Annotated in this window: 25 protein-coding genes and 1 tRNA gene; 16 read left to right on the forward strand and 10 right to left on the reverse strand. The window is 65.0% G+C overall.

Annotated elements, in window-relative coordinates; all coding sequences use genetic code 11:
* Positions 1-22 precede the first annotated feature (22 nt).
* From zigA to ACZ5R1_RS12925, 4 genes are all read left to right on the forward strand, one after another.
* Positions 23-1258, forward strand: a complete 1236-nt coding sequence (zigA, locus tag ACZ5R1_RS12910) for a zinc metallochaperone GTPase ZigA (protein WP_288477228.1) — start codon at positions 23-25, stop codon at positions 1256-1258.
* Positions 1259-1272: 14 nt separating this feature from the next.
* Positions 1273-2178 carry a GTP cyclohydrolase FolE2 gene (folE2, locus tag ACZ5R1_RS12915; protein WP_464712356.1) on the forward strand — a complete coding sequence of 302 codons (906 nt, stop codon included), beginning with the start codon at positions 1273-1275 and terminating at the stop codon, positions 2176-2178.
* Positions 2179-2291: 113 nt separating this feature from the next.
* Positions 2292-2555 carry a hypothetical protein gene (locus ACZ5R1_RS12920; RefSeq protein ID WP_044342341.1) on the forward strand — a complete coding sequence of 88 codons (264 nt, stop codon included), beginning with the start codon at positions 2292-2294 and terminating at the stop codon, positions 2553-2555.
* A 267-nt stretch (positions 2556-2822) separates the two neighbouring features.
* Positions 2823-3404 carry a YajG family lipoprotein gene (locus tag ACZ5R1_RS12925; protein WP_027601141.1) on the forward strand — a complete coding sequence of 194 codons (582 nt, stop codon included), beginning with the start codon at positions 2823-2825 and terminating at the stop codon, positions 3402-3404.
* A 1018-nt stretch (positions 3405-4422) separates the two neighbouring features.
* Here ACZ5R1_RS12925 and ACZ5R1_RS12930 read toward each other — a convergent pair.
* A tRNA-Ser gene (locus tag ACZ5R1_RS12930) sits at positions 4423-4510 on the reverse strand.
* Between the two features lie 127 nt (positions 4511-4637).
* Here ACZ5R1_RS12930 and ACZ5R1_RS12935 point away from each other — a divergent pair.
* From ACZ5R1_RS12935 to ACZ5R1_RS12965, 7 genes are all read left to right on the forward strand, one after another.
* Complete coding sequence (locus tag ACZ5R1_RS12935) at positions 4638-5306, forward strand: Bax inhibitor-1/YccA family protein (RefSeq protein WP_007162313.1); 669 nt, start codon at positions 4638-4640, stop codon at positions 5304-5306.
* 49 nt (positions 5307-5355) lie between these two features.
* Entirely contained in the window at positions 5356-5751 is a 396-nt protein-coding gene (gene tusD / locus ACZ5R1_RS12940; RefSeq protein ID WP_007162312.1) for a sulfurtransferase complex subunit TusD, read from the forward strand.
* A gap of 1 nt (position 5752) precedes the next feature.
* Complete coding sequence (gene tusC / locus ACZ5R1_RS12945; protein ID WP_464712357.1) at positions 5753-6109, forward strand: sulfurtransferase complex subunit TusC; 357 nt, start codon at positions 5753-5755, stop codon at positions 6107-6109.
* Complete coding sequence (tusB, locus tag ACZ5R1_RS12950) at positions 6106-6405, forward strand: sulfurtransferase complex subunit TusB (protein WP_115946887.1); 300 nt, start codon at positions 6106-6108, stop codon at positions 6403-6405. Before tusC ends, tusB begins: the two co-directional genes overlap by 4 nt.
* 2 nt (positions 6406-6407) lie before the next feature.
* Positions 6408-6719: a TusE/DsrC/DsvC family sulfur relay protein gene (locus ACZ5R1_RS12955; RefSeq protein ID WP_464712358.1), complete on the forward strand. Its 312-nt coding sequence runs from the start codon at positions 6408-6410 to the stop codon at positions 6717-6719.
* Positions 6716-7699: a glycosyl transferase family protein gene (locus ACZ5R1_RS12960; RefSeq protein WP_464712359.1), complete on the forward strand. Its 984-nt coding sequence runs from the start codon at positions 6716-6718 to the stop codon at positions 7697-7699. Before ACZ5R1_RS12955 ends, ACZ5R1_RS12960 begins: the two co-directional genes overlap by 4 nt.
* 65 nt (positions 7700-7764) lie before the next feature.
* Positions 7765-8766 carry a glutathione S-transferase family protein gene (locus tag ACZ5R1_RS12965; RefSeq protein WP_464712360.1) on the forward strand — a complete coding sequence of 334 codons (1002 nt, stop codon included), beginning with the start codon at positions 7765-7767 and terminating at the stop codon, positions 8764-8766.
* A gap of 3 nt (positions 8767-8769) precedes the next feature.
* On the opposite strand, the gene cysG is transcribed toward ACZ5R1_RS12965, so the two are convergent.
* Genes cysG through ACZ5R1_RS12990 form a run of 5 tightly spaced genes read right to left on the reverse strand, consistent with a single transcriptional unit; the run spans position 8770 to position 15951 of the window.
* Positions 8770-10164 carry a siroheme synthase CysG gene (gene cysG, locus ACZ5R1_RS12970; protein ID WP_007162306.1) on the reverse strand — a complete coding sequence of 465 codons (1395 nt, stop codon included), beginning with the start codon at positions 10162-10164 and terminating at the stop codon, positions 8770-8772.
* Entirely contained in the window at positions 10164-11441 is a 1278-nt protein-coding gene (serS, locus tag ACZ5R1_RS12975; RefSeq protein ID WP_027597797.1) for a serine--tRNA ligase, read from the reverse strand. Before serS ends, cysG begins: the two co-directional genes overlap by 1 nt.
* Before the next feature lie 47 nt (positions 11442-11488).
* Positions 11489-12817, reverse strand: a complete 1329-nt coding sequence (locus tag ACZ5R1_RS12980) for a replication-associated recombination protein A (RefSeq protein ID WP_115946883.1) — start codon at positions 12815-12817, stop codon at positions 11489-11491.
* Between the two features lie 9 nt (positions 12818-12826).
* Entirely contained in the window at positions 12827-13450 is a 624-nt protein-coding gene (gene lolA, locus ACZ5R1_RS12985; RefSeq protein WP_007162303.1) for an outer membrane lipoprotein periplasmic chaperone LolA, read from the reverse strand.
* 17 nt (positions 13451-13467) lie between these two features.
* Positions 13468-15951, reverse strand: coding sequence for a DNA translocase FtsK (locus ACZ5R1_RS12990; protein WP_464712361.1), 2484 nt, complete (start codon positions 15949-15951; stop codon positions 13468-13470).
* Positions 15952-16207: 256 nt separating this feature from the next.
* On the opposite strand from ACZ5R1_RS12990, the gene aat reads away from it, so the two are divergent.
* The 3 genes from aat to infA all read left to right on the forward strand — a co-directional run bounded on the left by aat (position 16208) and on the right by infA (position 17953).
* Positions 16208-16897, forward strand: coding sequence for a leucyl/phenylalanyl-tRNA--protein transferase (gene aat / locus ACZ5R1_RS12995; RefSeq protein ID WP_044342335.1), 690 nt, complete (start codon positions 16208-16210; stop codon positions 16895-16897).
* 35 nt (positions 16898-16932) lie between these two features.
* A complete protein-coding gene (locus ACZ5R1_RS13000) occupies positions 16933-17640 on the forward strand; it encodes an arginyltransferase (RefSeq protein WP_007162300.1) in 708 nt (235 codons plus the stop codon).
* Between the two features lie 94 nt (positions 17641-17734).
* A complete protein-coding gene (gene infA / locus ACZ5R1_RS13005) occupies positions 17735-17953 on the forward strand; it encodes a translation initiation factor IF-1 (RefSeq protein ID WP_002553999.1) in 219 nt (72 codons plus the stop codon).
* 71 nt (positions 17954-18024) lie between these two features.
* Here infA and clpA read toward each other — a convergent pair whose 3' ends face one another.
* On the reverse strand, positions 18025-20295 hold the full coding sequence (clpA, locus tag ACZ5R1_RS13010; protein ID WP_007162299.1) for an ATP-dependent Clp protease ATP-binding subunit ClpA: 2271 nt from the start codon (positions 20293-20295) through the stop codon (positions 18025-18027).
* Between the two features lie 48 nt (positions 20296-20343).
* Positions 20344-20700 carry an ATP-dependent Clp protease adapter ClpS gene (clpS, locus tag ACZ5R1_RS13015; protein ID WP_007162298.1) on the reverse strand — a complete coding sequence of 119 codons (357 nt, stop codon included), beginning with the start codon at positions 20698-20700 and terminating at the stop codon, positions 20344-20346.
* Positions 20701-20922: 222 nt separating this feature from the next.
* Here clpS and cspD point away from each other — a divergent pair, with 222 nt between their 5' ends.
* The gene (gene cspD / locus ACZ5R1_RS13020) at positions 20923-21198 is read left to right on the forward strand and encodes a cold shock domain-containing protein CspD (protein ID WP_007162297.1); all 276 of its coding nucleotides are present in this window, start codon (positions 20923-20925) and stop codon (positions 21196-21198) included.
* 2 nt (positions 21199-21200) lie between these two features.
* On the opposite strand, the gene ACZ5R1_RS13025 is transcribed toward cspD, so the two are convergent.
* The gene (locus tag ACZ5R1_RS13025; RefSeq protein WP_042136403.1) at positions 21201-21521 is read right to left on the reverse strand and encodes an Rdx family protein; all 321 of its coding nucleotides are present in this window, start codon (positions 21519-21521) and stop codon (positions 21201-21203) included.
* Positions 21522-21592: 71 nt separating this feature from the next.
* Between ACZ5R1_RS13025 and ACZ5R1_RS13030 the strand changes: the two genes are divergently transcribed.
* Positions 21593-23791: a patatin-like phospholipase family protein gene (locus ACZ5R1_RS13030; protein ID WP_074585126.1), complete on the forward strand. Its 2199-nt coding sequence runs from the start codon at positions 21593-21595 to the stop codon at positions 23789-23791.
* Here ACZ5R1_RS13030 and ACZ5R1_RS13035 read toward each other — a convergent pair whose 3' ends face one another.
* Positions 23792-25990: a FimV/HubP family polar landmark protein gene (locus tag ACZ5R1_RS13035; RefSeq protein WP_288449650.1), complete on the reverse strand. Its 2199-nt coding sequence runs from the start codon at positions 25988-25990 to the stop codon at positions 23792-23794.
* Positions 25991-26183: the final 193 nt, after the last annotated feature.

Raw genomic sequence — 26183 nt, forward strand, 5'->3', positions numbered from 1 at the left:
CCTACGACCTACCCTAGCCGTGATGACCATGACGACCCCAGCCAGCCTCCCCAGCCAGAAACTCCCTGTCACCGTGCTGTCCGGCTTTCTCGGCGCCGGCAAGACCACCCTGCTCAACCATATTCTCAACAACCGCGAAGGCCGGCGGGTGGCGGTCATCGTCAACGACATGTCCGAGGTCAACATCGACGCCGCCCTGGTCCGCGACGGCGGCGCCGAGCTGTCGCGCACCGAGGAAAAGCTGGTGGAGATGAGCAACGGCTGCATCTGCTGCACCCTGCGCGAAGACCTGCTGCTGGAAGTCGAACGCCTCGCCCGCGAGGGCCGCTTCGATCAGCTGGTCATCGAATCCACCGGGATCTCCGAGCCCCTGCCCGTGGCCGAAACCTTCACCTTCGCCGGCGAAGACGGGCGCTGCCTGGGCGACGTCGCCCAGCTCGACACTCTGGTCACCGTGGTGGATGCCTTCAACTTCCTGCGCGACTACGCCTCCAGCGATCTGCTGGAATCCCGTGGCGAATCCCTCGGCGAGGAAGACGAGCGCACCGTGGTCGACCTGCTGATCGAGCAGATCGAATTCTGTGACGTCCTGGTGGTGAACAAGCTGGACCTCATCGAACCGGCGGAACGCGATCGGCTGCTGGCCATCCTGCGCAGCCTCAATCCCCGCGCACGACTGGAACTGGCCAGCTTTGGCGCCGTACCGCTGGAGCGGGTGCTGCAGACGGGACTCTTCGACTTCGACAAAGCCGCCCAGGCGCCGGGCTGGCTGCAGGAGCTGCGCGGCGAACATACCCCCGAGACAGAGGAATACGGCATCTCGAGTTTTGTCTATCAGGCCCGCCGCCCCTTCCATCCCGAGCGCTTCTTCGCCCTGGTCGAGGGGGAATGGCCTGGCGTGATCCGCTCCAAGGGCTACTTCTGGCTGGCCAGCCATCCCGCCCATGCCGGCACCTGGTCCCAGGCCGGCGCCGTGGCCCGCCATGGCGTGGCCGGGCGCTGGTGGGCCGCGGTACCGCCCGAGCAGTGGCCGGAGGATGAAGAAACCGTCGCTTTCATCAAGGAAAAATGGCACGAGGGCGTCGGCGATGCTCGCCAGGAACTGGTACTCATCGGCATGGACATGGACGAAGCCGCCCTGCGCGCCCGCCTGGATGCCTGCCTGCTGACCGACGAGGAGCTCGCCGCCGGCCCCGCGGCCTGGATGTGCCTGCGCAACCCCTTCAGCGACTGGCCCCAGGCCACCGATCCGCACTGAAGCGAGCCCTGCCCATGAACGCCATCCTCCCCGATGTCTCCCTCAGCGAGACCGCCACCCTGCCCGCCGCCCTCGACTGGGTCGGCATGCAGGGTATCGACCTGCCGATCCGCCTCGGCCACGCCGATCTCGGCGGCCTGTTGCCCGCCAGGGCCGACGTCCAGGTCGACCTGCCCGCGGCCACCGCCAAGGGCATCCATATGTCCCGGTTGTATCAACTGCTGGATCGGCTGGGCGGCGAAGCCCTCCTGACGCCCGAGCGCCTGCGTCTGCTGCTGAGCGACATGGTCGCCAGCCACCGCAGCTGCGACTCCCGCGCCGCCCGCCTGCGGCTGGATTTCGCCCTGCTGATCCGCCGCCCCGCCCTGGTGACCGCCGAGCTAAGTGGCTGGAAACGCTATACCGTACGCCTGGAAGCCAGCTGGGTAGCCGGCGCTTTCAAGCTCAGCGCGCGCGTCGAGATCCTTTACGCCTCCACCTGTCCCTGCTCCGCCGCCCTGTCCCGGCAACTGATCGAACGGGCCTTTCTGGCCGAACACGGGACCACCACGCAGCTCGATCCCGCCACCGTCGCCCACTGGCTGAGCCGTCACGCCTCCCTGGCCACCCCGCACAGCCAGCGCAGCCTGGCCCGGGTACGGATCAGCCTGCCGGCCGGGGCAGTCGACTTCGGCTTGCTGCCCCTGATCGACCAGTGCGAACAGGCCCTGGGCACGCCGGTGCAAACGGCCGTGAAGCGCGCCGACGAACAGGCCTTCGCCGCGCTAAATGGCAGCAACCTGATGTTCGTCGAGGACGCCGCCCGCCGCCTGCTGGTCGCCCTGCGTGAAAGCTACCGGGACGTGAGCCTCCAGGTGCGCCATTTGGAGAGTCTGCATCCGCACGATGCGTCCGCCTGGGCCTCCAGCTCGCCCGCTTGAACAGGGCGTCTCTGCAGCTTTCCTTTCAAAACGGCCGCTTTACCGCTTTACTGCAAACGAAGCGGTCGCTCTGGACGGCCACTCCCTCTCTCTCGATTCAGGAGCGCTTCTCGATGAAATCCCGCCTTACCGCAGCAGCCATGACCGTTCTGCTGAGCGTCCTCGGCACGGGCGTCGCACTGGCCGAAAGCCCGGTGGAAAAGAGCATCCGCCAGGACGGTCGTGACGTGAGCAAGGACGCCCGCCACGACCGCAAGGAAGTCGACAAGGGCGCGGCCCATGCCGCCGACGAAGCCGACCGCACCGATACCCATCTGGACAAGGAACGCCACCGCGAAGACAAGAAGGTGGACAAGGAATACAAGAAGACGCTGTAGCCCGCCCGGGTCGGGGCAGAGCCCGGGGACTGTCTTATCATTGAGCGCTGTGCCTTCCCTTGAGGCTGCGTGAGTCCCCGCCACTGAAAGGCAGGTAATCCCCTGGCCTGCCTACCCCACTGATAAGCGTGCCAGGCGCATCCACCCGGCTGCGGAGCCCGGCAATCGACTCGTGGCCATCCAGATATTTAGTGACCTGCATCACATTATTTTGGCATGACGGAGCTGATGGCTTAGACTGCGCGCCTCTCGAAAAAGGAGTTTCGCATGAAGCCGTCCCATCTCTTGTTCATCACCTTCGCTGCGCTGCAACTGGCCGGTTGCGCCATCGGCCAGAAGATCGACTACCGCCAGACCGCCCCGCAACTCACCGTCAAGGCCGACAAGCCGGTCGCCGTCGCGGTACTCGATGAGCGCCCCTATGTGGTCGCCCAGAACAAGGACGCCACCTACGTCGGCAACATCCGCGGTCTCTACTACAACCCCTGGAGCGTCCGCACCTACAGCGGTAGCCCCCTCTCCGCCGACCTGCAGGACGCCGTGCAAAAGGCCCTGGCCCGCGCCGCCATCACCGCCATGCCCAGCCAGGCCAGCGACCGCGCGCCCCAGGGCCAGAAGCTGCTGGTGCTGAAACTGCGGGAGTGGAAATCCGACGCCTACATGCGCGTCCGCTTCGACTATGACGTCATCACCCAGGTCCTCGACGACCAGGGCAAGCTACTCGCCAGCGACGAGATCAAAGGCAGCGGCCCGACCAACAACGTCATCCTTTCGGGCACCCAGGTCCTGACCAACGCCATCGACGCACCGGCCATCGCTGCCGCCCTGGCCAAGGGCAACACGCCCTGACTGGGACGCTGCTCCTCGGTCTGGAAAAAGCCCGCTTCGCGCGGGCTTTTTCATGTCCAGATACTGGAACTGGATCCGCAGCGGAGCATATCGCACCGCCATCGATACGAACGCCGGGGCGCACGAGGGGTTTCAGCCGAGTTGCAGTCATCGGCGGCGGTGGCATGTGGGAGCAGGAAGACCGGAGTACAAAGTCGTCAGACAGGATACCGGTTTCGCGCTGAATAGCGACGCCTTACCGCGGTGACGGGAGCCAGGGTTGATCGTGAAAACCTAATGCCTCCGCACTTCTGCCGCCTGCGGTTGTCAGACCACCTCATTCGACGTGGACCCGGGCTAAACAAGCAACATGAATGCGCCTGTGAAAGAACAGAAGGTAATCAATGCGATTGCCATAGGAACTTGCGTAGCAGCAATGGTCTTGCTGTTGAGCTTCGCTGAAGCCACAATCGCGGCCAATAGCTGGGTGCCGCAGCCCAGTACCGAAACTGAAAAGGATATTTCAGTTGCGCTATCAATTGACAAGGACAGTGACGCTCTTCGAGTCGAGGCCCCACAGCCGGCTAAATAGCGTCCCGCTCAAATCTGCACTCATTCGTCCACGATCGCTGGCCAGCGATCAGGGCCTACTGGCGCTCACCCTGGGTGCCATGTGTATCGGGTTGGCAACCATCTTCGTGGTGGCCATGGTGGCCTGCTGACGATGGCGCGTGACCAGGGTCGTCAGCTTCAGCGGATGACCGATAGTTTGACGATGCTTGGCACGTCCTGACTCAGGCCGTTCTGCCTGCTCATCTCAAAAGGCAGTTCCCCACGATCGCACTCAGCTCAGCCCTGGCTCTCGTTCGGGGGCCAGGGTTGCCGCGATGCTCACCCTCATCAAGTCCAGGGCTATAGAAGGTCAGGCATCGGCGCTGTTCCGAAAGAACTTCGGAACTGCTCTTTTTTCTCGCCCGAGTGCTCTTGAAATCCGACCATACAGACAGCAAAAAGCCCCGTAAGAACGGGGCTTCGCAGATGGCGGAAGCGCAGAGATTCGAACTCTGGGACCCTTGCGAGTCGGCGGTTTTCAAGACCGCTGCCTTAAACCACTCGGCCACACTTCCGTAAGAGGGGCGCATAGTACCTGATGGCAACACACTGTCAAACAGTCGCAAGCGATCCTTAAGCAACATTTGCTATCTTCGGGGTCGTACGGTACATCACACCGTTAATTTAGCTTTGGAGTACACCATGAACGAGCGTCAATACGCCTACAACCCTGCTATCGCGCAACCGCGGGACGTCAGCCGTGTATTGCGCAACACCTATGCCCTGCTGGCCATGACTCTGGCGTTCAGCGGCCTGGTCGCCTTCGTCTCGCAGCAGATGCGGCTGCCCTACCCCAACATCTTCGTGGTCCTGATCGGCTTCTATGGCCTGTTCTTCCTGACCGTGAAGACCCGCGACAGCGGCTGGGGTCTGGTCAGTACCTTCGCCCTCACCGGCTTCATGGGCTACACCCTGGGCCCGATCCTGAACATGTACCTGGGCCTGCCCAACGGTGGCAGCGTGATCGCCTCCGCTGCCGGCATGACCGCCCTGGCCTTCTTCGGCCTGTCGGCCTACGCCCTGATCAGTCGCAAGGACATGAGCTTCCTCAGTGGCTTTCTGATGGCGGGCTTCTGGATCCTGCTGGGCGCCGTGGTGCTGTCCTTCTTCGTCCAGATCAGCGGTCTGCAACTGGCCATCAGCGCGGGCTTCGTGCTGTTCGCCGCGGCGGCCATCCTGTTCCAGACCAGCGCCATCGTGCACGGTGGTGAAGACAACTACATCATGGCTACCATCACCCTGTACGTCTCGATCTACAATATGTTCATCAGCTTGCTGCAGATCTTCGGATTCGCCAGCAACAACGATTGATTACGAGCGGTAGCCCAAGAGGCCCGCTTCGGCGGGCCTTTTTACATTCATGAAATTTGCCATCGTTGTCCTTTCTCCACCCCAGGCGCCTTCGGCGCGTCGGGCCCTGCGCTTCTGCGAGGCGCTGCTGGCCGGGGGTCACGAGCTGTCGCGCCTCTTTCTTTACCGCGACGGCGTCCATAACGCGTCTCACGCCCTGGTCAGTGGCCAGGACGAATCCGATCTGCCCGCCCGTTGGCGCGAGCTGATCGAACGCCACCAGATCGACGCCGTGGTCTGCATCGCCGCCGCCCTCAAGCGGGGGCTGCTGGACGAGAACGAAGCGCGGCGCTACGAACGTGAGGGCGCGGTGAACGTGCGGGCGCCCTGGCAGCTGTCCGGCCTGGGCCAGTTGCACGAGGCGGTGCAGGACGCCGATCGCCTGCTCTGCTTTGGAGGCGACTAGCATGGCCAGGAGTACTCTCGTCATCTCCCGCCAACCGGCCCTGAGCGGCCCCGGTCCGCGCGAGGCGCTGGATATGGTACTGGCCGGTGGTGCCTTCGAATTGCCCCTGGCGCTGCTGTTCGCAGGTCCTGGCGTGACCCAGCTGCTGGCGGCCGACAGCGCTGCCCTCGAGCAGAAGGACCTGAGCGCCAACCTCTCTGCGCTGCCGCTGTTCGGTGTCGAGGCCATCTACGCTGAAGCCGCCGCCCTACACCGCCTGGGCATCACGCCGGAGCAGTTGCCCGCCTGGGTGACGCCGCTGGAGCCCGAGGGGCTGATGGCGTTGATCCACGACCATGACCAGGTGATTTCCATTTGACTACCCTGCACCTGTTTTCCCGCTCGCCGCTACTGGACGCCGGTGCCCTGGACGGCCTGAGCTGGGTCCGCGGCGAGGACACCGTTCTGCTCACCGGCGCTGCCGTCGAGGCCCTGCGCCCCGGCAGCGCGGCGGCGGAGTTGTTGACGCAACTCCCGGCCGAGGCGGCCCTCTATGCCCTGGCGGAAGACGTCCAGGCGCGTCGCCTGCAACCCGAGCGGGCCGTGACCCTGATCGACTACCCCACCTTCGTCGACCTGAGCGTGAGCTGCGCCAAGGTCATCAGCTGGACCTAGCCATGCCTCTCGACCTCGACCCCGAAGGCTATCTGCGCGACCTCTCCCAGTGGAGTCCCGAAGTAGCCCAGCAACTGGCACTCAAGGAAGGCATCGAGCTGACCGAACGCCACTGGCAGGTGCTGCAGGCGCTGCGTGACTTCTACGCACAATTCCAGCTTTCACCAGCCAATCGGCCGCTGATCAAGTACATTGCCCAGACGCTGGGCTCGGATCTGGGCACCAGTCTGCAGCTCAACCTGCTGTTCAAGGGCGCGCCGGCCAAGCTCGGCGCCAAACTGGCCGGCCTGCCGAAACCGGATAATTGCCTATGACCCTCACCACGCCCGAAGAACACCCCTTCGCCGTCTATGTCCGGGCCCTGGGCAAGGGCAAGCGCGGCGCCCGCAGTCTGACCGAGGCCGAGGCGGAAATGGCCATGGGCCTGATCCTCGACGGCCAGGTGACCGAAGCCCAGCTCGGCGCCTTTCTCATGCTGCTCAGACACAAGGAAGAGAGCGCCGAGGAACTGGCTGGCTTTACCCGCGCCGTCCGGGCGCGGCTGCAGCCGCCAGGTTTCGCCGTCGATCTCGACTGGCCGTCCTACGCGGGCAAGAAGCGTCACCTGCCCTGGTACCTGCTGGCGGTGAAATGCCTGGCCGGCAGTGGCGTGCGGGTGGTCGTGCATGGCGGTGGTACCCACACCGCGGGCCGGCTCTATACCGAACAGTGCCTGGCCGACCTGGGGATGCCGACCGCCACTGACTGGCAGGACGTCGACGCCCTGCTCGATCGCGGTCAGCCGGCCTTCCTGCCGCTGGCCGCCTGGATGCCGGCCCTGCAGCGGATGATCGATCTCAAAGCCGAGCTCGGCCTGCGCTCGCCGATCCACTCCCTGGTCCGGCTGCTCAACCCCAGCCAGGCGCGCTGCATCCTGCAGAGCATCTTCCATCCGGGTTACCAGGAGGTGCACCGCGAGGCCAGTCGTCTGCTGGGTGATGACAGCATCGTCATCAAGGGCGAAGGCGGTGAAGTCGAGCGCAATCCCGATGTCATCGCCCACCTCTACGGCACCCGTGGCGGCGAAGCCTGGGACGAAAGCTGGCCGGCGCTGACCGAGCGTCGCCAGGTCAAGCCGGAGCGCCTCGATCCGGTCCTGCTCGCCTCCACCTGGCGGGGGGAAGCGGAAGACCCCTATGGGCGCCTGGCGGTCATCGCCACCCTGGCCGTGGCCCTGCGCGCCCTGGGCCAGGACCAGGCCAGCGCCCAGCGCGAAGCCGAGCAACGCTGGGAAGCGCGCGACCGGACGCTCTGACGTCGCCTCAGGAACCCGGAGCGGCTCCCCGGGTTCCTAACCGCAACGCAGCGGAGGATGACGATATGGGCTTGTTGGTCGATGGGCAATGGCAGGACCGCTGGTACGACAATGGCAAGGATGGCCATTTCAAACGGGAAGAGGCCCAGCGTCGGGACTGGATCGCCCGCCCCGAGCAAGCCATTCCGCAAGGCGCCTCGCGCTATGCCCCGGAAGCCGGGCGCTACCACCTCTATGTGTCCCTGGCCTGTCCCTGGGCCCACCGCACCCTGATCTATCGCCAGCTCAAGGGCCTCAGGGACCTGATCGGCGTCTCGGTGGTCAGCTGGCTGATGCGCGAGGAAGGCTGGACCTTCGACCTGGCCAAGGGCTCCAGTGGTGACGACCGCTATCACCTTGAGCGTCTCTACCAGCTCTATCAGCGCGACCAGGCCGACTACACCGGCCGAGTTACCGTGCCGGTGCTCTGGGATCGCCAGGAGGAGCGCATCGTCAGCAACGAATCCGCCGAGATCATCCGCATGTTCAACGGCGCCTTCGACGAGCTGACCGGCAATCGCCTGGACCTCTACCCGGAGGCCCTGCGCGGGCGCATCGACGCCCTCAACGAGCGCATCTATCCGACGGTCAACAACGGCGTCTACCGGGCTGGCTTCGCTACCACCCAGGAGGCCTACGAAGAGGCCTTCGACGAGGTCTTCGCCACCCTCGACGACCTGGAAAAGCTGCTGCAGACCCAGCGCTATCTCACCGGCGAATGGCTGACGGAAGCCGATTGGCGCCTGTTCACCACCCTGATTCGCTTCGACGCCGTTTACCACGGCCACTTCAAATGCAATCTGCGGCGCATCCGGGACTATCCGGCGCTACAGGGCTGGCTGAGGGAGCTGTATCAGTGGCCGGGGATCGCCGAGACCGTGGACTTCGAGCACATCAAGCACCACTACTACGGCAGCCATGCGCAGATCAATCCGACCGGTATCGTGCCCAAGGGGCCGGCCCTGGAGCTGGATCTGCCCCATGGCCGCGAGGCCCTGAGCAGTGCCGGCATCCAGGGCGCGGTCTAGGTGTCAGACCGTCGTCTGGGCGCCTTCGAACCAGGCCAGCTTCTCGCGTAGTGCCACCACTTCGCCGACGATCACCAGCGTCGGCGCGTGGACCTCATGCTCGGCAACCAGCTGCGGCAGATCCTGCAGGGTACCGGTGAATACCCGCTGATTGAGCGTGGTGCCCTGTTGCACCAACGCCGCCGGCGTTGCCGGATCCTTGCCATGGGCGATGAGTTGCTCGCAGATGGTGGGCAGTCCCACCAGGCCCATGTAGAACACCAGGGTCTGCCCCGGCGCCACCAGATCGGTCCAAGGCAGATCGGCCGAGCCGTCCTTGAGATGACCGGTGACGAAGCGCACCGACTGGGCGTGGTCCCTGTGGGTCAGGGGAATGCCGGCATAGGCCGCACAGCCACTGGCCGCAGTGATGCCCGGCACCACCTGGAAGGGAATGCCCTCGGCCGCCAGCTCCTCGATCTCCTCGCCGCCGCGACCGAAGATGAAGGGATCGCCTCCCTTCAATCGCAGGACCCGCTTGCCCTCCCGGGCCAGCTTGACCAGCAGGCGATTGAGATCATCCTGAGGCACCGCATGCTCGGCGCGACGCTTGCCGACATAGATGCGATCGGCATCGCGCCGGCACATGTCGAGGATGGTTGGGGCCACCAGGCGGTCGTAGAGCACTACGTCGGCCTGCTGCATCAGCCGCAGGGCGCGGAAGGTCAGCAGATCCGGATCGCCGGGACCGGCGCCGACCAGATAGACCTCGCCGCGGAAGGTGGCGGTCTCGCTGGTCAGCTTGGCTTCCAGCAGCTGTTCGGCCGCCTGGGGCTGGCCGGAAAAGACCTTTTCCGCGACCTCGCCCTGGAACACCTCTTCCCAGAAGATCCGCCGTGCCTGCAGATCGGCGAAGCGCGTCTTCACCCGGGCGCGAAAGCGCTGGGCCAGTTGCGCCAGCTGCCCGTAGGTCGCCGGGATCCAGCTCTCCAGCTTGGCCCGCACCAGGCGCGCCAGCACCGGGGCGTCACCGCCGCTGGAGATGGCGATCACCAGGGGCGAGCGATCGACGATGGCCGGGAAGATCACGGTGCACAGCTTCGGCGCATCCACCGCGTTGACCGGCAGGCCCAGGGCCTGGGCGTCGTGGGACACCCTCTCGTTGACCTCGTCATCGTCGGTGGCCGCGATCACCAGGCAATGCCCGGCGAGATGGTCCGCCGCATAGCGCTCGACCCGGCAACTGCCGCCCCGCGCCTCGACGAAGGCGCGCACCTCAGGCTCGATCTCCGGCGCCACCAGGGTGATGAGCGCGCCGGCTTCGGCCAGCAGCACGCTCTTGCGCAGGGCGATATCGCCCCCGCCGATCACCAGTACCGGACGGCCGTCGAGCTTGTGGAAGAGCGGCAGGTAGTCCATCAGCCGATGACCTCGAGGCCACCCATGTAGGGCTTGAGGACGTCGGGAACGCGGATGCTGCCATCGGCCTGCTGATAGTTCTCCAGCACGGCGACCAGGGTACGACCCACGGCCAGGCCGGAGCCGTTGAGGGTATGCACCAGCTCGGGCTTGCCCTCGGCATTGCGATAGCGGGCCTGCATGCGGCGCGCCTGGAAGTCACCGCAGTTGGAGCAGGACGAGATCTCGCGATACTTGCCCTGGCTCGGCACCCAGACTTCCAGGTCGTAGGTCTTGGTGGCGCCGAAGCCCATGTCGCCGGTGCACAGCGACAGCACCCGGTAGGGGAGCTCCAGGCGCTGCAGTACGGTTTCGGCGTGGCCGGTCAGCTCTTCCAGGGCCTGGAAGGAGGTGCTCGGCTCGACGATATGGACCATCTCCACCTTGTCGAACTGGTGCTGACGGATCATGCCGCGGGTGTCGCGCCCCGAGGCCCCGGCTTCGCTGCGGAAGCAGGGGGTATGGGCGGTGAACTTGAGCGGCAGACGCTTGGCGTCGAGGATCTGGCCGGCGACCAGGTTGGTCAGGGTGACCTCGGCGGTGGGGATCAGGTAGAGATCGCTCTCGCCTTCGCGGCCGATCTTGAACAGGTCTTCCTCGAACTTGGGCAGCTGACCGGTGCCCTGCAGGGTTTCGGCCTGCACCAGGTAGGGCGTATAGGTCTCTTCGTAGCCGTGCTCGCCGGTGTGCAGGTTGAGCATGAACTGCGCCAGCGCCCGATGCAGGCGGGCGATGGGGCCACGCATCACGGCGAAGCGGGCGCCCGAGAAACGTGCGGCGGTCTCGAAGTCCAGCCAGCCGTGGGTCTCGCCCAAGGCGACGTGATCCTTGATCTCGAAGTCGAACTCACGCGGCGTGCCCCAGCGACGGACTTCGACGTTGTCGTCTTCGTCCTTGCCGACCGGCACCGAGGCGTCGGGCAGGTTGGGCAGGCCCAGCAGCAGGGCATCCAGCTCGCCCTGGACCAGATCCAGCTCGCGCTTGGCTTCTTCCAGTTCGCTGCCCATGCGATCGACCTCGGCCAGCAACGGCGCGATGTCTTCACCGCGCGCCTTGGCCTGGCCGATCCCCTTGGAGCGGGCATTGCGCTCGGCCTGCAGGGTCTCGGTGCGGGTCTGCACGGCCTTGCGACGAGCTTCCAGCGACTCCACCAGGCTGACGTCCAGGACGTAGCCACGGGTCGCCAGACGTGCGGCCACCTCCTCGGTTTGGGTGCGAACCAGTTTCGAATCAAGCATGTCCGTTTCTCTTGCTTAGGAATGGGGGCAACGGCGCGGGCGGGGGGTCAGGAACGCCGCCGGCGCTGGCGCGGGCTGGACCGGTCGAGGTCCGCCAGATGCTGCAGTTTATCGCGGATCTTCAGCTCCAGCCCACGGGGAACCGGCTCATAGTAACGGCGCGGCTCGAGCTCTTCGGGAAAGTAGTCCTCGCCCGCGGCATAGGCCTCAGGCTCATCGTGGGCATAGCGGTATTCGTCGCCGTAGCCGAGATTCTTCATCAGTTTGGTCGGTGCGTTGCGCAGGTGCAGCGGCACCTCGCGCGAGCCGTTCTGGCGCACATCGGCCAGGGCGGCCTTGTAACCCATGTAGACGGCATTGCTCTTGGGCGCGCAGGCCAGATAGACGATCGCCTGGGCGATGGCCAGCTCGCCTTCCGGACTGCCCAGGCGCTCCTGGACGTCCCAGGCGTCCAGGCACAGGCTCAGGGCGCGCGGATCGGCGTTGCCGATATCTTCGCTCGCCATGCGCACCACGCGCCGGGCGATGTACAGCGCATCGCAGCCACCGTCGATCATCCGCGCGAACCAGTAGAGGGCACCATCGGGATTCGAGCCCCGCACCGATTTGTGCAGCGCGGAGATCTGGTCGTAGAAGGCCTCGCCTCCCTTGTCGAAGCGCCGGCGTTGATCGCCCAGCAGACTCTGGAACAGCTCGGCATCCAGGACACCACCGTCCTCGGCCAGGTCCGCAGCGTTCTCCAGCAGGTTAAGCAGTCGGCGACCGTCGCCATCGGCGGCGGCCAGCAGCAGCGCCAGGGCGTCGTCGGGCAGGCTCAGCTGGCGCTCGCCCAGTCCCTTGGCGCTGGTCAGCGCCCGGTGTGCCAGGCCGGCGAGGGCCTCGTCGTCCAGGCTCTTGAGCACATAGACCCGCGCCCGCGAGAGCAGCGCGTTGTTGAGTTCGAAGGAGGGATTCTCGGTGGTCGCCCCGATGAAGATCAGGGTGCCATCCTCGACATAGGGCAGAAAGGCGTCCTGCTGCGACTTGTTGAAGCGATGCACCTCGTCGACGAAGAGAATGGTGCGGCGGCGATACTGAGCGGCCTGCTGCCTGGCCACCTCCACCGCGTGGCGGATCTCCTTGACCCCGGAGAGCACCGCCGACAGCGTTTCGAAATGGGCATCGGAGACCTGCGCCAGCAGCCGCGCCAGGGTGGTCTTGCCCACCCCGGGCGGCCCCCAGAAGATCATCGAATGCAGCGCACCCTGCTCCAGCGCCTCGCGCAGGGGCTTGCCCCGCGCCAGCAGGTGCTGCTGACCCGCGTATTCATCGAGGGTCTCGGGACGCATGCGGGCAGCCAAGGGCTGCCCGACGGGTGCGGTGCTGAAGAGATCCATGGGGTGCGATCACTCCTGGATGACGTCGGCTCCCTTGGGCACCTGGAAGGTGAACTGGGACGCGGCCACCGGCTCGTTGAGCTTGACGTTGAAGAAGAGGATGTTGGTTCTCTGACCGGCACCGTCGATCAACTGCATGTCGTTGATCACGCCGTTGCGGAAGGACAGCCGCAGGCTGTCGAACAGGGTGTCCTTGGTCTTGGGCTTGAGCACGAAGTCGACGACGTTGCCGGCGTCCTTGCTGGTGACGTCGAAGCTGCTCTCGATCTTGGAGATGTCGCCCGACAGGAGCAGCGCCGGCGTCTGGGTCAGGCGCAGGTCCAGCTTGCGAATGGTGACCTGCTCCAGGTCCGGGTCGTACAGCCAGACCTGCTTGCCATCGGACACCAGCAGCTGCTCCTGGGGGGCATCGGAATGCCAGCGGAACAGCCCGGGACGCTTGAGGCTCATGTTCCCGGCGGTTTCCTGCAGGCGGGTACCCGAGCCATCCAGGGTCAGTTGCGAAAAGCGCGCGGTCAGGGTCTGGGCCTTGTCCAGCAGTTGCGACAGGCGACCCACCGACGCCTGGTCGGCATGGGCGGAAAAGCTTACGGCGGCCAGGGCGGCCAGGGCGAAGCAACGCAGCTTGTGCATCGAGGTCCTCATGGATGTCAGTCTCTCACCGGAGCAGGCGCTGTGACCTCACGCGAGCCGTTGGTGTTCATGGGCGATACGACACCGGCCATTTCCATGGTTTCGATCATGCGTGCCGCCCGGTTGTAACCGATCTTGAGCTTGCGCTGGACCGCGGAGATGGAAGCCCGGCGACTCTCGGTAACGAAGCGCACCGCTTCGTCGTAGAGCGGATCGTCCTCGTCGCTCTCGCCGCCTTCGCCACCACCCCCCTCGAAGCCTGCCCCGCCGCCCTCGTCCGGGCCGCTGAGGATGTCTTCGATGTAGTCGGGGGCGCCGCGCTCCTTCCAGGCCTCGACCACGCGATGGACCTCGTCGTCGGACACGAAGGCGCCGTGGACGCGAATCGGCAGGCCGGTACCCGGCGGCAGATAGAGCATGTCACCGTGACCAAGCAGCTGTTCGGCGCCGCCCTGGTCGAGAATGGTCCGGGAGTCGATCTTGCTCGACACCTGGAAGGCCATCCGCGTCGGGATGTTGGCCTTGATCAGACCGGTGATGACGTCCACCGAGGGACGCTGGGTGGCCAGGATCAGGTGGATGCCGGCCGCTCGCGCCTTCTGCGCGATCCGCGCGATCAGCTCTTCGACCTTCTTGCCGACGATCATCATCATGTCGGCGAATTCGTCCACCACCACCACGATGGTCGGCAGGGTCTTCAGCAGCGGCGCCTCGTCGTCCATGCTCTCGCGACGATAGAGCGGATCGGTCAGCGGAGTGCCCGCTTCCTCGGCGTCCTTCACCTTGCGGTTGAAGCCGGCCAGGTTACGCACGCCCATGGCCGCCATCAGCTTGTAGCGCCGCTCCATCTCCGCCACGCTCCACCGCAGAGCGTTGGCGGCCTCCTTCATGTCGGTGACCACCGGACAGAGCAGGTGCGGAATGCCCTCGTAGATCGAGAGTTCCAGCATCTTGGGATCGATCATGATCAGCCGCGCGTCTTCCGGGCTGGACTTGAACAGGATCGACAGCAGCATGGCGTTCACGCCCACCGACTTACCGGAGCCGGTGGTACCGGCGACCAGCAGGTGCGGCATCTTGGCCAGGTCGGTGATGACCGGCTTGCCGCCGATGTCGTGACCCAGGGCCAGGGTGACGGGCGACTTGGCCGCGGCGTACTCGGGCGATTCGAGCACCTCGGAGAAGCGCACCATCTGGCGATCCTCGTTGGGAATCTCGATACCCACGGTGGTCTTGCCGGGAATGACTTCCACCACCCGGACGCTGAACACGGCGAGGGAGCGCGCCAGGTCCTTGGCCAGGTTGGAGATGCGACTGACCTTGACCCCGGCCGCCGGCTGAATCTCGAAGCGGGTGATCACCGGGCCGGGATGGACGCTTTCGACCAGTACCTCGACGCCGAACTCCTTGAGCTTGACCTCCAGCAGGCGCGACATGTTTTCGAGGAATTCCGGCGAGTAGCTCTGCTGTTTCTTCTCGGCGCGATCCAGGATCGACAGCGGCGGCAGGGTGCCCTCCAGGTCCGCATCGACACGGGTGACGGCGGCTGCCGGCGCATAAGGCGCAGGGGCTGGCGCCGGCGCAGCCTTGCGCGGCGGCGGGCTGGGCATGGCCACGCTGGCAGCCGCCGCGACGGGTGCGACTGCAACTGGTGCGGACTCCGCCGGCTCGGCAACGAAGCGACTGGGCGCCGGCATCTCGATGCGCGGCGCGGCGCGCTCGACCCGTGGCGGGGGCGCGATGTCGAGCAGGTCGTCGAGGTCTTCGTCGGCGACCGGAACCGGCACGTCACGCGCCTTGCTCTTGCGGGCCACCGGCGGTGACACCGGCTCGTCGAAGACGTCCAGCTCCGGCGCCTGACGGCGACCGCCGGCCAGGCGGCTGAAGCCACCCTGCACCAGATCCAGCAGATCGAGCACGACCTTGCCGGTGAAATCCATCACCTTGAACCAGGACAGGTCGGTGAAGACGGTGAGCCCCAGCAGGAACAGCGCGAGGAACAGCAGCGTGCTGCCCTGGACATTGAGGGCGGCGACCGACAGCTGCCCCAGGCTTTCGCCCAGCGCGCCGCCGGCGGACGCCGGCAGCGCCGAAGCCGCATGGAAATGGATATAGGCCAGTACCGAACCCGAGATCACCAGCAGCACCAGGCCGGTCAGCCGCCAGGAAAACAGCCAGCCGCTCCATTCCCAGGGCAGATGCCGCTTGCGGAAGATCTGCCAGGTCTTGACGGCGAGCAGTACGGGAAACACAAAGGCGAAATAGCCGAGGGCCATGAACAGCACGTCGGCCAGCCAGGCGCCGGCGCGGCCCGCAGTGTTATGGACCTGATCGATGCGACTGGTGTGGGTCCAGCCCGGATCTGAGGGGTCGTAGCTCAGCAGAGCCATGAGCAGATACAGGCACAAGGCGGCCAGTGCGATGAGCACCACCTCCTTGAGACGATAATGCAGATGCTCACGCCATTGGTTGACGTGGCTGACAGAACTGGATTGCTTCAAGCGCGCTTTTCCCGCACACGGAACGTGTGACCGTGAATCAAAAACAGTGCGCCATTCTAGATCGCCCGGGCCCTGCTTCTACAGTCCCACGGCGAAACATGGCACGATAGCGGCCGGCCGTACCGGAACCGCCTTCAGGCACAACATTGGAGCATTCTTTCGTTGTCCTGACAAAGAGTTATGACGATTTCTTGAGCTTGTTACGCACAAGCGGCACAGCTTCGGCTCCACCCATCAGAAGGCGCCCTCCCCTACCATGGTGAAATGGCTGACCCGCGAAAGCCCTGACTTTCCGCCGCTGCAGCAGGCGCTACGCGAACCCAACGGCCTGCTGGCCATCGGCGGCGACCTGAGTGCGGCGCGCCTGATCAGCGCCTATCGACATGGCTGCTTTCCCTGGTACCAGGCCGGCCAGCCCCTGCTCTGGTGGTCGCCGGATCCGCGGACGGTGCTTTTTCCGCCGGATCTGCACGTCTCTCGCAGCCTGGCCAAGACTCTGCGCAAGACGCCGCTGCGGGTCACCTACGACCAGGCGTTCGAGCGGGTGATCCTGGCCTGCGCCGGTCCGCGCCGCGATGCGGACGGCACCTGGATCACCGCGGAGATGCGTCAGGCGTACCAGCAGTTGCACACCCAGGGCTGGGCCCACTCCGTGGAGGTCTGGGACGGCGACCAGCTCGTCGGCGGGCTCTATGGCATCGCCATGGGCAAGCTGTTCTTCGGCGAATCCATGTTCAGCCACGTCGACAACGCCTCCAAGATCGGCTTCGTGACCCTGGTCCGGGACCTGGCGGCCTGGGGCTTCGTGATGATCGACTGCCAGATGCAAACCGCACATCTGCAGAGTCTCGGTGCGAGCAGTCTCTCTCGGGAACGCTTTGCCGAATACCTGGCCAAATACCTGGATCAGGCCAGCATGGCCGCCTGGCCTACCTCCTGCGGGTGACTTACACTCAGGCTAGGCTTATGTAGAGGTTCGACATGACCGAGCTGGCGAGACTCAAGTTCTACGCAACCCAGCCTCACGCTTGCAGTTACCTGCCCAACGAGCAGGCGACCACGCTGTTTCTCGACCCCTCGCAGCCCATGAACGGCCAGATCTACGCGGAGTTGTCCGAACTGGGCTTCCGCCGCAGTGGCGACCACCTCTATCGTCCTCACTGCCAGCTCTGCAAGGCCTGTGTCCCCGCCCGCATTCCCGTCGCCCGCTTTCGCCCCAGCCGCAAGCAGAATCGCGTCCTCAAGCGCAACCTCGACATCAAGGTCAGCCGCTGTGACCCGGGCTTCACCGAAGAACGCTATCAGCTGTACGCCCGCTACATCAGCGAGCGGCACGCCGACGGCGACATGTTCCCGCCGAGTCGCGGCCAGTTCTCCACCTTCCTGGTCAGCAACCTGCCCTACGCCTTCTTCTATGAGATGCGGGTGGAAGATCGTCTGATCGGGATCGCCGTCACCGATGTCCTGCCCAACGGCATGTCGGCCGTCTATACCTTCTACGATCCCAGCGAGGAGAAGCGCAGCCTCGGCGTCTTCGGCATCCTCTGGCAGATCGCGGAATCCCGGCGCCTCGGCCTGGATGCGGTTTATCTCGGTTACTGGATCAAAGGGTGTCGCAAGATGTCCTATAAGACCGAGTATCGCCCCATCGAGCTCTTCGTCAATCAGCGCTGGGTCGCCCTGGCCTGACGAAATAGCGCTTTTTCTGAATTTCTGTCAGAATATGGGCCTTTTTCGCCCGGACTGCTCTGGGCCTATCTTGTCACCGAGGGCTTTTCTATATATGTCGAAAGAAGACAGCTTCGAAATGGAAGGTACTGTCGTCGACACCCTGCCCAACACCATGTTTCGCGTGGAGTTGGAAAATGGGCACGTCGTCACCGCGCACATCTCCGGAAAGATGCGTAAGAACTACATCCGCATCCTCACGGGGGACAAGGTTCGCGTGGAGCTGACGCCTTACGATCTGAGCAAGGGCCGGATCACCTACCGCGCGCGCTAAGCGAATCCTTTCATGAAAAAGCCCGGCGATGCCGGGCTTTTTCATGAGCGATTGTAAACCGCGACCTGCCCTCAGGCAGGTTCGGCCGTGGTCTCGAACTCGAACTCCAGCTCGTCGTTCACCGCATCGATGTGCACGATACCACCATGGTCAGCCAGGTCGCCAAACAGGATCTGCTCGGCCAGCGGCCGCTTGATCTTGTCCTGGATGAGGCGCGCCATGGGACGAGCACCCATCTGCACGTCATAACCACGCTCTGCCAGCCAGCCACGGGCCGCATCGCTGACCTCGAGCTGCACACGCTTGTCCTCGAGTTGCGCCTGGAGTTCGGTGAGGAACTTGTCGACGATGCTCTTGATGACTTCGGTGCTCAGTCGGCCGAACTGGATGATCGTGTCCAGACGGTTGCGGAACTCCGGCGTGAAGCTCTTCTTGATGACTTCCATGGCATCCGTGGTGTGATCCTGCAGCGTGAAGCCGATGGAGGCACGGGATGCGGTTTCGGCACCGGCGTTGGTGGTCAGGATCAGGATCACGTTGCGGAAGTCGGCCTTGCGACCGTTGTTGTCCGTCAGGGTGCCATGGTCCATGACCTGCAGGAGCAGGTTGAACACCTCGGGGTGGGCCTTCTCGATCTCGTCGAGCAGGAGCACGCAGTGCGGTGTCTTGGTGATGGCCTCGGTCAGCAGGCCACCCTGGTCGAAACCGACATAGCCGGGGGGCGCACCGATCAGCCGGGACACGGTATGCCGCTCCATGTACTCGGACATGTCGAAGCGCACCAGCTCCACACCCATGGCCTTGGCCAGCTGCCGCGCCACCTCGGTCTTGCCCACGCCGGTGGGACCTGCGAAGAGGAAGGAACCGACCGGCTTGTCCGGCGACTTCAGACCGGCACGGGACAGCTTGATGGCAGTGGACAGGGATTCGATCGCCAGGTCCTGACCGAACACGGTCAGCTTGAGGTCACGCTCCAGGTTGCGGAGCAGCTCCTTGTCGGAACTGTTGACGGTCTTGGGGGGAATCCGCGCGATCTTGGCGACAATGTCCTCGACCTGCTGCACGTCGATGCGCTCGGCGCGACGATCCTCGGGCTGCAGGCGCTGATAGGCGCCGGCTTCGTCGATGACGTCGATGGCCTTGTCAGGCATGTGGCGGTCGTTGATGTAGCGGGCGGCCAGCTCGGCTGCCGCACGCAGCGCCTCATCGGTGTACTCGATATGGTGATGCTGCTCGAAGCGCCCCTTGAGGCCACGCAGGATGCCGTAGGTGTCGTCCACCGAGGGCTCGACCACGTCGACCTTCTGGAAGCGCCGAGCCAGTGCCCGGTCCTTTTCGAAGATGCCGCGGAATTCCTGGAAGGTGGTGGAGCCGATGCAACGGATCTCGCCGGAGGACAGCAGCGGCTTGAGCAGGTTGGAGGCATCCATCACTCCGCCCGAGGCCGCGCCGGCACCGATGATGGTGTGGATCTCGTCGATGAAGAGCACGGCATGGGGCCGCTTCTTCAGCTCGGCCAGCAGCGCCTTGAATCTCTTCTCGAAGTCGCCACGGTACTTGGTGCCGGCCAGCAGGGCACCGAGGTCCAGGGAGTAGACCACGCTGTCCGCCAGCAGGTCGGGGACCTGACCGTCGACGATGCGCTTGGCCAGGCCTTCGGCGATGGCGGTCTTGCCGACCCCGGCCTCACCCACCAGCAGCGGATTGTTCTTGCGACGCCGGGCGAGGATCTGGGCAACGCGCTCGACTTCGTGCTCGCGGCCGACCAGTGGATCGATGCGGCCCTGCCGCGCCTGCTCGTTGAGGTTGCTGGCGTAGGCTTCGAGCGGATTGTTGGAGGAACTAGGCTCGGCACCCTCCTCCTCGGCGGCGTCCTGATCCTGTTCGGCTTCAGGGGCGGCGCCGGGCACCTTGGAGATGCCGTGGGCGATGAAGTTGACCACGTCGATCCGCGCCACGCTCTGCTGCTTGAGCAGGAACACCGCCTGGCTTTCCTGTTCGCTGAAGATGGCCACCAGGACGTTGGCCCCGGTCACTTCGCGCTTGCCCGAGCTCTGCACGTGGAAGACCGCACGCTGCAGGACCCGCTGGAAGCCCAGCGTCGGTTGCGTTTCGCGCTCGTCATCCTGCTGTGGAATCAGGGGCGTGGTGGAATCTATGAATTCCAACAGATCGCGACGAAGGCGATCGATGTTGGCGCCGCAGGCTCTCAACACGGTGGCGGCCGCTTCGTTGTCCAGCAGCGCCAGCAGGAGGTGCTCAACGGTCATGAATTCATGACGCTTCGTCCTCGCCTCCTTGAAGGCGAGATTCAGGGTGACTTCGAGCTCACGATTCAACATAGCTTCACCTCATAGCCCAAGCAGCACAGTAGCCCAAGCAGCACAGATCTAACTTTCGATTTCGATTTCACACAGCAGCGGGTGGTTGCACTCCCTCGCATATTGATTGACTTGCATGGCCTTGGTTTCAGCGACATCGCGAGTAAATGTTCCGCAGACCGCCTTTCCCTGAGTATGCACAGTGAGCATCACCTGGGTAGCCGCTTCGCGGTTCATGCTGAAGTAGCGTTCCAGCACCTCGACGACGAACTCCATCGGGGTGTAGTCATCGTTATACATCAGAACGCGATATCTGGCTGGCCGTTTTAGTGCAGGTTTGGCTTCCTGCACCGCCAGGCCACCGTTGTCGCCGTCCTGATGTTCGTTGTCGTCCGCCGCCAGTCGGATGGGGTCGATTACACGCATTCTGATCGATTCCGAATTACGGGATGAATAGCAGGAAAAAAAGAGCTTGATCCACGTCTCAGCCGCCTAGTGCCTTGCCTTGACTAAGACTGAAAGGGTGTTACAAACATCCTGTACCCGACGAGGTACCAAGGGTTCCGTTGTAGTGGCGTCTGTGTGGATTCACTGGAACTGTAGTCGAATGATACTCCAGGCTTGGAGTCCTTTGCAGAGGGAGCCGGTATGCTCAGTGGCAAGGTCAAATGGTTCAACAACGCCAAAGGATATGGCTTCATCGTTGCAGATAACAGTGATGAAGACCTATTCGCTCATTACTCGGCCATTCAGATGGACGGTTACCGCACACTCAAGGCGGGCCAGGCGGTCAACTTCAATATCGTTCAGGGTCCCAAGGGCCTGCACGCCGTCGAGATTCGCGCGGCCGAAGTGAGCGCACCCGCCGCAGCGCCAGTCACCAATACCCTCGATGTACGGGATACGGTCAGCTCGGAAGCCTGATCTCACGCCCCTTCGGGGGCGCCATCCCCGCCTTCGCGCCGCTGTCCCTCGCCGTGCCCCAGATCGCGCTCCGGAAACACCAGGTCCCTGACCCGGTTCTTCAGCGTTCTGGCATCGGGAAAGCCGCCATCCCGCTTGCGCTCCCAGAGCACCTCCCCGCCACAGGCGATCTCGAACACACCACCGGTCCCCGGTAGCAGCGTCACCCCACCCAGATCGGTACCAAAGGTGCTGAGCAGCTCCTGAGCCAGCCACCCCGAGCGCAGCAGCCATTGGCACTGGGTGCAGTAATGGATGGTGATGACAGGTTTGGCGTTCGCCACGGTACACCTCGCAAGGCCTGGGCTCCCTATAATACGCAGCCCTCGATCCCGTCCGCCATGTGGTCCGTCCTATGCGCCTGTTGCTGCCCGTAGTCTGCCTTCTGCTGTCCGCCCTGGCCTGGGGTGCGCCACCGCCCAAGGTGGGACTGGTGCTGTCCGGCGGCGCGGCCCGGGGGCTGGCGCATATCGGCGTGCTCAAGGCGCTGGAGGAACAGGGCATCCAGGTCGACGCCATCGCCGGCACCAGCATGGGCGCGGTGATCGGTGGTCTCTATGCCGCCGGCTACAGCGCCGAGGAACTGGAACGCATCGCGCTGGACATGGATTGGGGCCAGGTGCTTTCCGACCAGCCGCCACGCAAGGACGTGCCCTTCAGGCGCAAGCAGGATGACCGCGATTTCCTGGTCAAGCAGAAGCTGAGCTTTCGCGACGATGGCACCCTGGGCCTGCCGATCGGGGTGATCCAGGGCCAGAACCTGGGGATGATGCTGGAAAAGCTGTTCGTGCATACCAGCGACACCCGGGATTTCAACCAGTTGGCCATCCCCTTCCGCGCCGTGGCCACGGACATCACCACCGGCGAGAAGGTGGTGTTCGACCACGGCCACCTGCCCCGGGCCATCCGCGCCAGCATGTCGATTCCGGCGGTGTTCGCCCCGGTGGAGATCGACGGCCGGCTGCTGGTGGACGGCGGCATGGTCGACAACATCCCCATCGACGTGGCGCGGGACATGGGCGCGCAGCGGGTGGTGGTGGTCGACATCGGCACCCCGCTGCTCAAGCGCAAGGACCTGACCACGGTGCTGGACGTGCTCAATCAGTCCACCACCCTGATGACCCGCAACAACTCCCAGGCGCAACTGGCGACCCTGGGCAAGCAGGACCTGCTGATCCAGCCGCCGCTGGCCAGCTATACCAGCGCCGACTTCAGCGAGGTCAAGGCGCTGATCGATGCGGGCTACCGGGCGACGATGGCCATGGCCGGCGAGCTCGCGGTGCTGCGCAAGGACGCGAAGAACGAACGCACCACCGCGGTGGCGGCCGCGCGTGCGCCCAGCAGCCGCACCCCGGTCATCGACGCCATCCGCATCGAAAACGATTCCAAGGTCGAGGACGAGGTCATCCGCCACTACATCCGCCAGCGCCTGGGCGAACCCCTTAACGTGGAGCGCCTGCAGGATGACATGAGCACTCTCTATGGCCTGGACTACTTCGACCAGGTGGAATACCGCATCCGCCGGGATGGCCCCGGTGACAATGTGCTGGTGATCTACGCCCGCGGCAAGCGCAGCGGCACGGACTTCCTGCGGCTGGGCCTGAATCTGTCGGATGACCTGCGAGGCGACAGCGCCTTCAACTTCGGTGCCAGCTATCGCATCAATGGCCTCAATCGCCTGGGTGGCGAATGGCTGACGCGGGTGCAGATCGGCGATCACCAGGAGCTCTACAGCGAGTTCTACCAGCCGCTGGACGTCGGCTCACGCTATTTCATAGCCCCCTATATCGGCGGCGAGGCGCGCAACATCGAGCAGCTGGAACGCAACGACCCCATCGCCGAATACCGCCGCGAACGCTATGGCTTCGGCCTGAACGTAGGGCGGCAGATCGGCAACAAGGCCGAGATACGCCTGGGCATCGGCCACGACTGGGGCAGCACCAAGGTGCATGTCGGCCCGCGAGAGACACCCGAGGAATCCTTTACCGAAGGCTTCTACGAATTGCGCTATTCGCTGGACGATCTGGACGACGTGAACTTCCCGCGGGAGGGCCAGGATCTGGCCTTGACGCTCAAGCAATTCGATCCGAGCCTGGGCTCGGATTCGCGCTATCGGCAGCTGGATCTGCACCTGAACAAGGCGCTTAGCTACGGCTACAACACCTTCGTGCTGGGTGGCGGTCTGGGCCGCACCCTGTCGACCGACAGCGACACCAATGTGGTGACCAGCAGCTTCCTGCTGGGCGGAGCCTGGCAGCTCTCGGGCTATCGGCAGGACGCCCTGTCCGGCCAGAACTACGGTCTGGCGCGGCTGATCTATTACCACCAGCTCACGCAACGCTCGCTGTTCCCACTGGACACCCCGGTGTACCTGGGTGGCAGCCTGGAGCAGGGGCGGATCTGGAACCGCGACGACGACTACGACAGCGGCAACATCAGCGCAGCCAGCCTGTTCCTCGGCCTGGATACGCCACTGGGGCCGCTCAAGTTCACCTATGGCCTGAGCGACCAGGGCGAGCACGCCTTCTACATCAACCTGGGCAACAGCTTCTGATCAGGCTATGCGGGACAGCAGGATCTCGGCCCGCTCGCGCTGACTGTCGCTGCCCTCGCTGACGATCTCCTGCAGCAACGAGGTCGCGTGCTGGACGTCGCCCTGGTCGAGACAGGCCTCGGCCTCGGCGAACCGCCGGGCGATGGTGTCGGCCATGAAGTGCTCGTCGAGACTCAGGTCCAGCTCCATGACCGCCGGCAACTCGCCCAGGCCTTCGGGGAAGTCGTCCTCGAGGCTGACCTCCAGGGCATCGACCTGCTTCCACCCGGAATCGGCATCCAGCTCCTCGGTCAGGGCAATGGCCTCATCGAGACTGAGGTCGGCCAGATCCAGGTCATAGTGCTCTTCGGTCACCGGGGCAGGCGCTGCCGGCTCGGCGAATTGCAATTCCGCCGACCACTCGCTCGCTGGCGCGTCGAACGCCGGCAGGTCGAGGTCCAGATCATCTTCCAGCAGGGGGTCCACCGGTTCGGCGGACATCCCGGGAAACTGGGCATGCAGCACTGCCAGGCTCGCCGCCACGCCACCCAGCGCGAGAAAGCGCTGTTCGTGCTGCCGGAACGCCTGGGCCTCGCCCAGGGTGGCCAGTACCCGGAGCAGCAGCAGCCGCAGATCCTGCCGCCGATCGTCTTCGGCGAGACCGCTTTCCAGCACTTCTCGCGCCTGGCCGTAACGGCCATAGGCGATGTAGATCTCCGCACGACCGGCATGATCGTCGACCGGCGCCGGGCTGGCGACGGTCGCCGGCCTGGCCTTGGCAGGCACCGGCTGGGTAGCGGCCAGAACGGGCTCGGGCAGGGGCTCCGCCCTGTCGAGCTGCTCGACCTCGTCCTCCACGTCGACAGCAGCCTCTTCGGCCTGGCGCCGACGCCACCAGAGCACCCCGGCCAGGGCCAGAATGGCCGCGGCGCCAGCCAGCAACAGCGAGCGCAGGGACAGCAGGCCTTCGTCGGCGCTGTCGGACGTGGAACCCACAACGGGTGCCGCCTGCGGCGCTGGCGTTGCAGGTGCCGCGGGGGTGCCTACCGGCGTCGGCGCGGCCAGGGCCACCGAACGCGCCTGCTTCAACTGCTGCTGCAGACCGTCACGGTCCTGCTGAAGCTGTTCGATCATCGCCTCTTTCTGCGCCAGCAGCGCGTCGTAGCGCTCCTGCAGCTGGGTGAGCTGACCCTCCAGATCGCCGACCTGCCGACCCAGGTCCTGGGTCACCAGCAGCGGCTTGGTGTCCTCGGCAGGGCTTGCGGCGGGCTGCGGCGCCGTTACGGGTGGCGCCGCCCCTTCGCTTGCCGGGGCTGGGGCCGCGACGGGCGCTGGTGCGGCTGCCGAGGCCGCGGGTGCAGGTGCCAGCACCGGCGCGGCGGCGACCGGTGCCGCGGGCACCGGGGTGGGCGCCGGCGATGGGGCGGCCCTGGCCACCACGGGTTGCCGCGGGGCAGGCTCGCTGACCCCCACCGGCAGCCGCAGGCGCTGCCCGGCCTTGAGTCGCCCGGGATCGTTGTTGGCGAAGGACGCCGGATTGAGCGCGAACAGATCGGCCATGAGCTGCTCCGCCGACCGGTTCGCCATGGGCCCCAGGCGCTTGGAAATGCTCCAGAGGGTGTCCTTGGGACGCGTCTGGTAGACGCCTTCCCCGGCAGCCAGATCCGGCGAGGGTGCCAGCCCCTGGCGCGGCGCTGAAACGGCTTGTCGAGCCATCGATCCCGTGGCGGGGGCCGCAGCGGCGGCGCGGGTGGGTGCAGGCTGGACGCGCGCCGGCGCCGTACTGGCGACGCTGGTAGGGGCGCCACCGCTGCGCGGGGGATCCACCAGCAGGGTGAATTCGCGCAGCTGCTTGCCGCCTGGCTGTTCCAGCTGAACGATGAAGCCGAGATAGGGCTCGACCAGCGAGCGGCGCGAGGTGACCTCGATGTAGCTGCCGGCCGCCGTGCGCAGATGCGGGGTGAATACCAGGTCATCGAGGAACTGGGTGCGGTCCACGCCAGCCTGGGCGAACGCCTCGTTCGCCGCCAGGTGGATGCGGAAGTCCCCGGCATCGGCATCGCCGATATTGACCAGCTCGATCCGCGCGCGCAGGGGCTCGTTCAGAGCGGACTGCAGGGTGATGCCCCCCAGGCCGAGCGCGAACGCCGCTTGAGGAAGAGTGGTCAGCGCGGCGGCCGACAGGATGACAAAGGCAAGGGGACGGCGTTTCGCGACCATGGATACCGCTGCGTCAGGTATTCGAGTAAACCGGTGTTTTAGCGCGGTGGCTCACAAAAATCGCCTCCGCTACGCTGGAACGTAGCATCGATACCGACAGACGGCAAACCGATGGCCGCACGCGCCGAAAAGCCCACCGCGAAGGCGACCGGGCGCGATAGGCGATCCCAGACGCCTCGGCCGAAGCGGGTGT

This window comes from Pseudomonas sp. Pso3, assembly GCF_055393275.1.

What these genes read in the sequence shown, in the direction of transcription:
- ACZ5R1_RS13035 (WP_288449650.1), bottom strand. Translation starts at nt 25,990, where the DNA reads ATGGTCGCGAAACGCCGTCCCCTTGCCTTTGTCATCCTGTCGGCCGCC.
- aat (WP_044342335.1), top strand. Translation starts at nt 16,208, where the DNA reads ATGGTGAAATGGCTGACCCGCGAAAGCCCTGACTTTCCGCCGCTGCAG.
- ACZ5R1_RS12965 (WP_464712360.1), top strand. Translation starts at nt 7,765, where the DNA reads ATGGGCTTGTTGGTCGATGGGCAATGGCAGGACCGCTGGTACGACAAT.
- ACZ5R1_RS12925 (WP_027601141.1), top strand. Translation starts at nt 2,823, where the DNA reads ATGAAGCCGTCCCATCTCTTGTTCATCACCTTCGCTGCGCTGCAACTG.
- ACZ5R1_RS12955 (WP_464712358.1), top strand. Translation starts at nt 6,408, where the DNA reads ATGCCTCTCGACCTCGACCCCGAAGGCTATCTGCGCGACCTCTCCCAG.
- ACZ5R1_RS12935 (WP_007162313.1), top strand. Translation starts at nt 4,638, where the DNA reads ATGAACGAGCGTCAATACGCCTACAACCCTGCTATCGCGCAACCGCGG.
- tusD (WP_007162312.1), top strand. Translation starts at nt 5,356, where the DNA reads ATGAAATTTGCCATCGTTGTCCTTTCTCCACCCCAGGCGCCTTCGGCG.
- ACZ5R1_RS12920 (WP_044342341.1), top strand. Translation starts at nt 2,292, where the DNA reads ATGAAATCCCGCCTTACCGCAGCAGCCATGACCGTTCTGCTGAGCGTC.
- clpS (WP_007162298.1), bottom strand. Translation starts at nt 20,700, where the DNA reads ATGCGTGTAATCGACCCCATCCGACTGGCGGCGGACGACAACGAACAT.
- ACZ5R1_RS12960 (WP_464712359.1), top strand. Translation starts at nt 6,716, where the DNA reads ATGACCCTCACCACGCCCGAAGAACACCCCTTCGCCGTCTATGTCCGG.
- clpA (WP_007162299.1), bottom strand. Translation starts at nt 20,295, where the DNA reads ATGTTGAATCGTGAGCTCGAAGTCACCCTGAATCTCGCCTTCAAGGAG.
- zigA (WP_288477228.1), top strand. Translation starts at nt 23, where the DNA reads ATGACCATGACGACCCCAGCCAGCCTCCCCAGCCAGAAACTCCCTGTC.
- infA (WP_002553999.1), top strand. Translation starts at nt 17,735, where the DNA reads ATGTCGAAAGAAGACAGCTTCGAAATGGAAGGTACTGTCGTCGACACC.
- lolA (WP_007162303.1), bottom strand. Translation starts at nt 13,450, where the DNA reads ATGCACAAGCTGCGTTGCTTCGCCCTGGCCGCCCTGGCCGCCGTAAGC.
- cspD (WP_007162297.1), top strand. Translation starts at nt 20,923, where the DNA reads ATGCTCAGTGGCAAGGTCAAATGGTTCAACAACGCCAAAGGATATGGC.
- ACZ5R1_RS13030 (WP_074585126.1), top strand. Translation starts at nt 21,593, where the DNA reads ATGCGCCTGTTGCTGCCCGTAGTCTGCCTTCTGCTGTCCGCCCTGGCC.
- serS (WP_027597797.1), bottom strand. Translation starts at nt 11,441, where the DNA reads ATGCTTGATTCGAAACTGGTTCGCACCCAAACCGAGGAGGTGGCCGCA.
- tusC (WP_464712357.1), top strand. Translation starts at nt 5,753, where the DNA reads ATGGCCAGGAGTACTCTCGTCATCTCCCGCCAACCGGCCCTGAGCGGC.
- folE2 (WP_464712356.1), top strand. Translation starts at nt 1,273, where the DNA reads ATGAACGCCATCCTCCCCGATGTCTCCCTCAGCGAGACCGCCACCCTG.
- cysG (WP_007162306.1), bottom strand. Translation starts at nt 10,164, where the DNA reads ATGGACTACCTGCCGCTCTTCCACAAGCTCGACGGCCGTCCGGTACTG.
- ACZ5R1_RS13000 (WP_007162300.1), top strand. Translation starts at nt 16,933, where the DNA reads ATGACCGAGCTGGCGAGACTCAAGTTCTACGCAACCCAGCCTCACGCT.
- ACZ5R1_RS12980 (WP_115946883.1), bottom strand. Translation starts at nt 12,817, where the DNA reads ATGGATCTCTTCAGCACCGCACCCGTCGGGCAGCCCTTGGCTGCCCGC.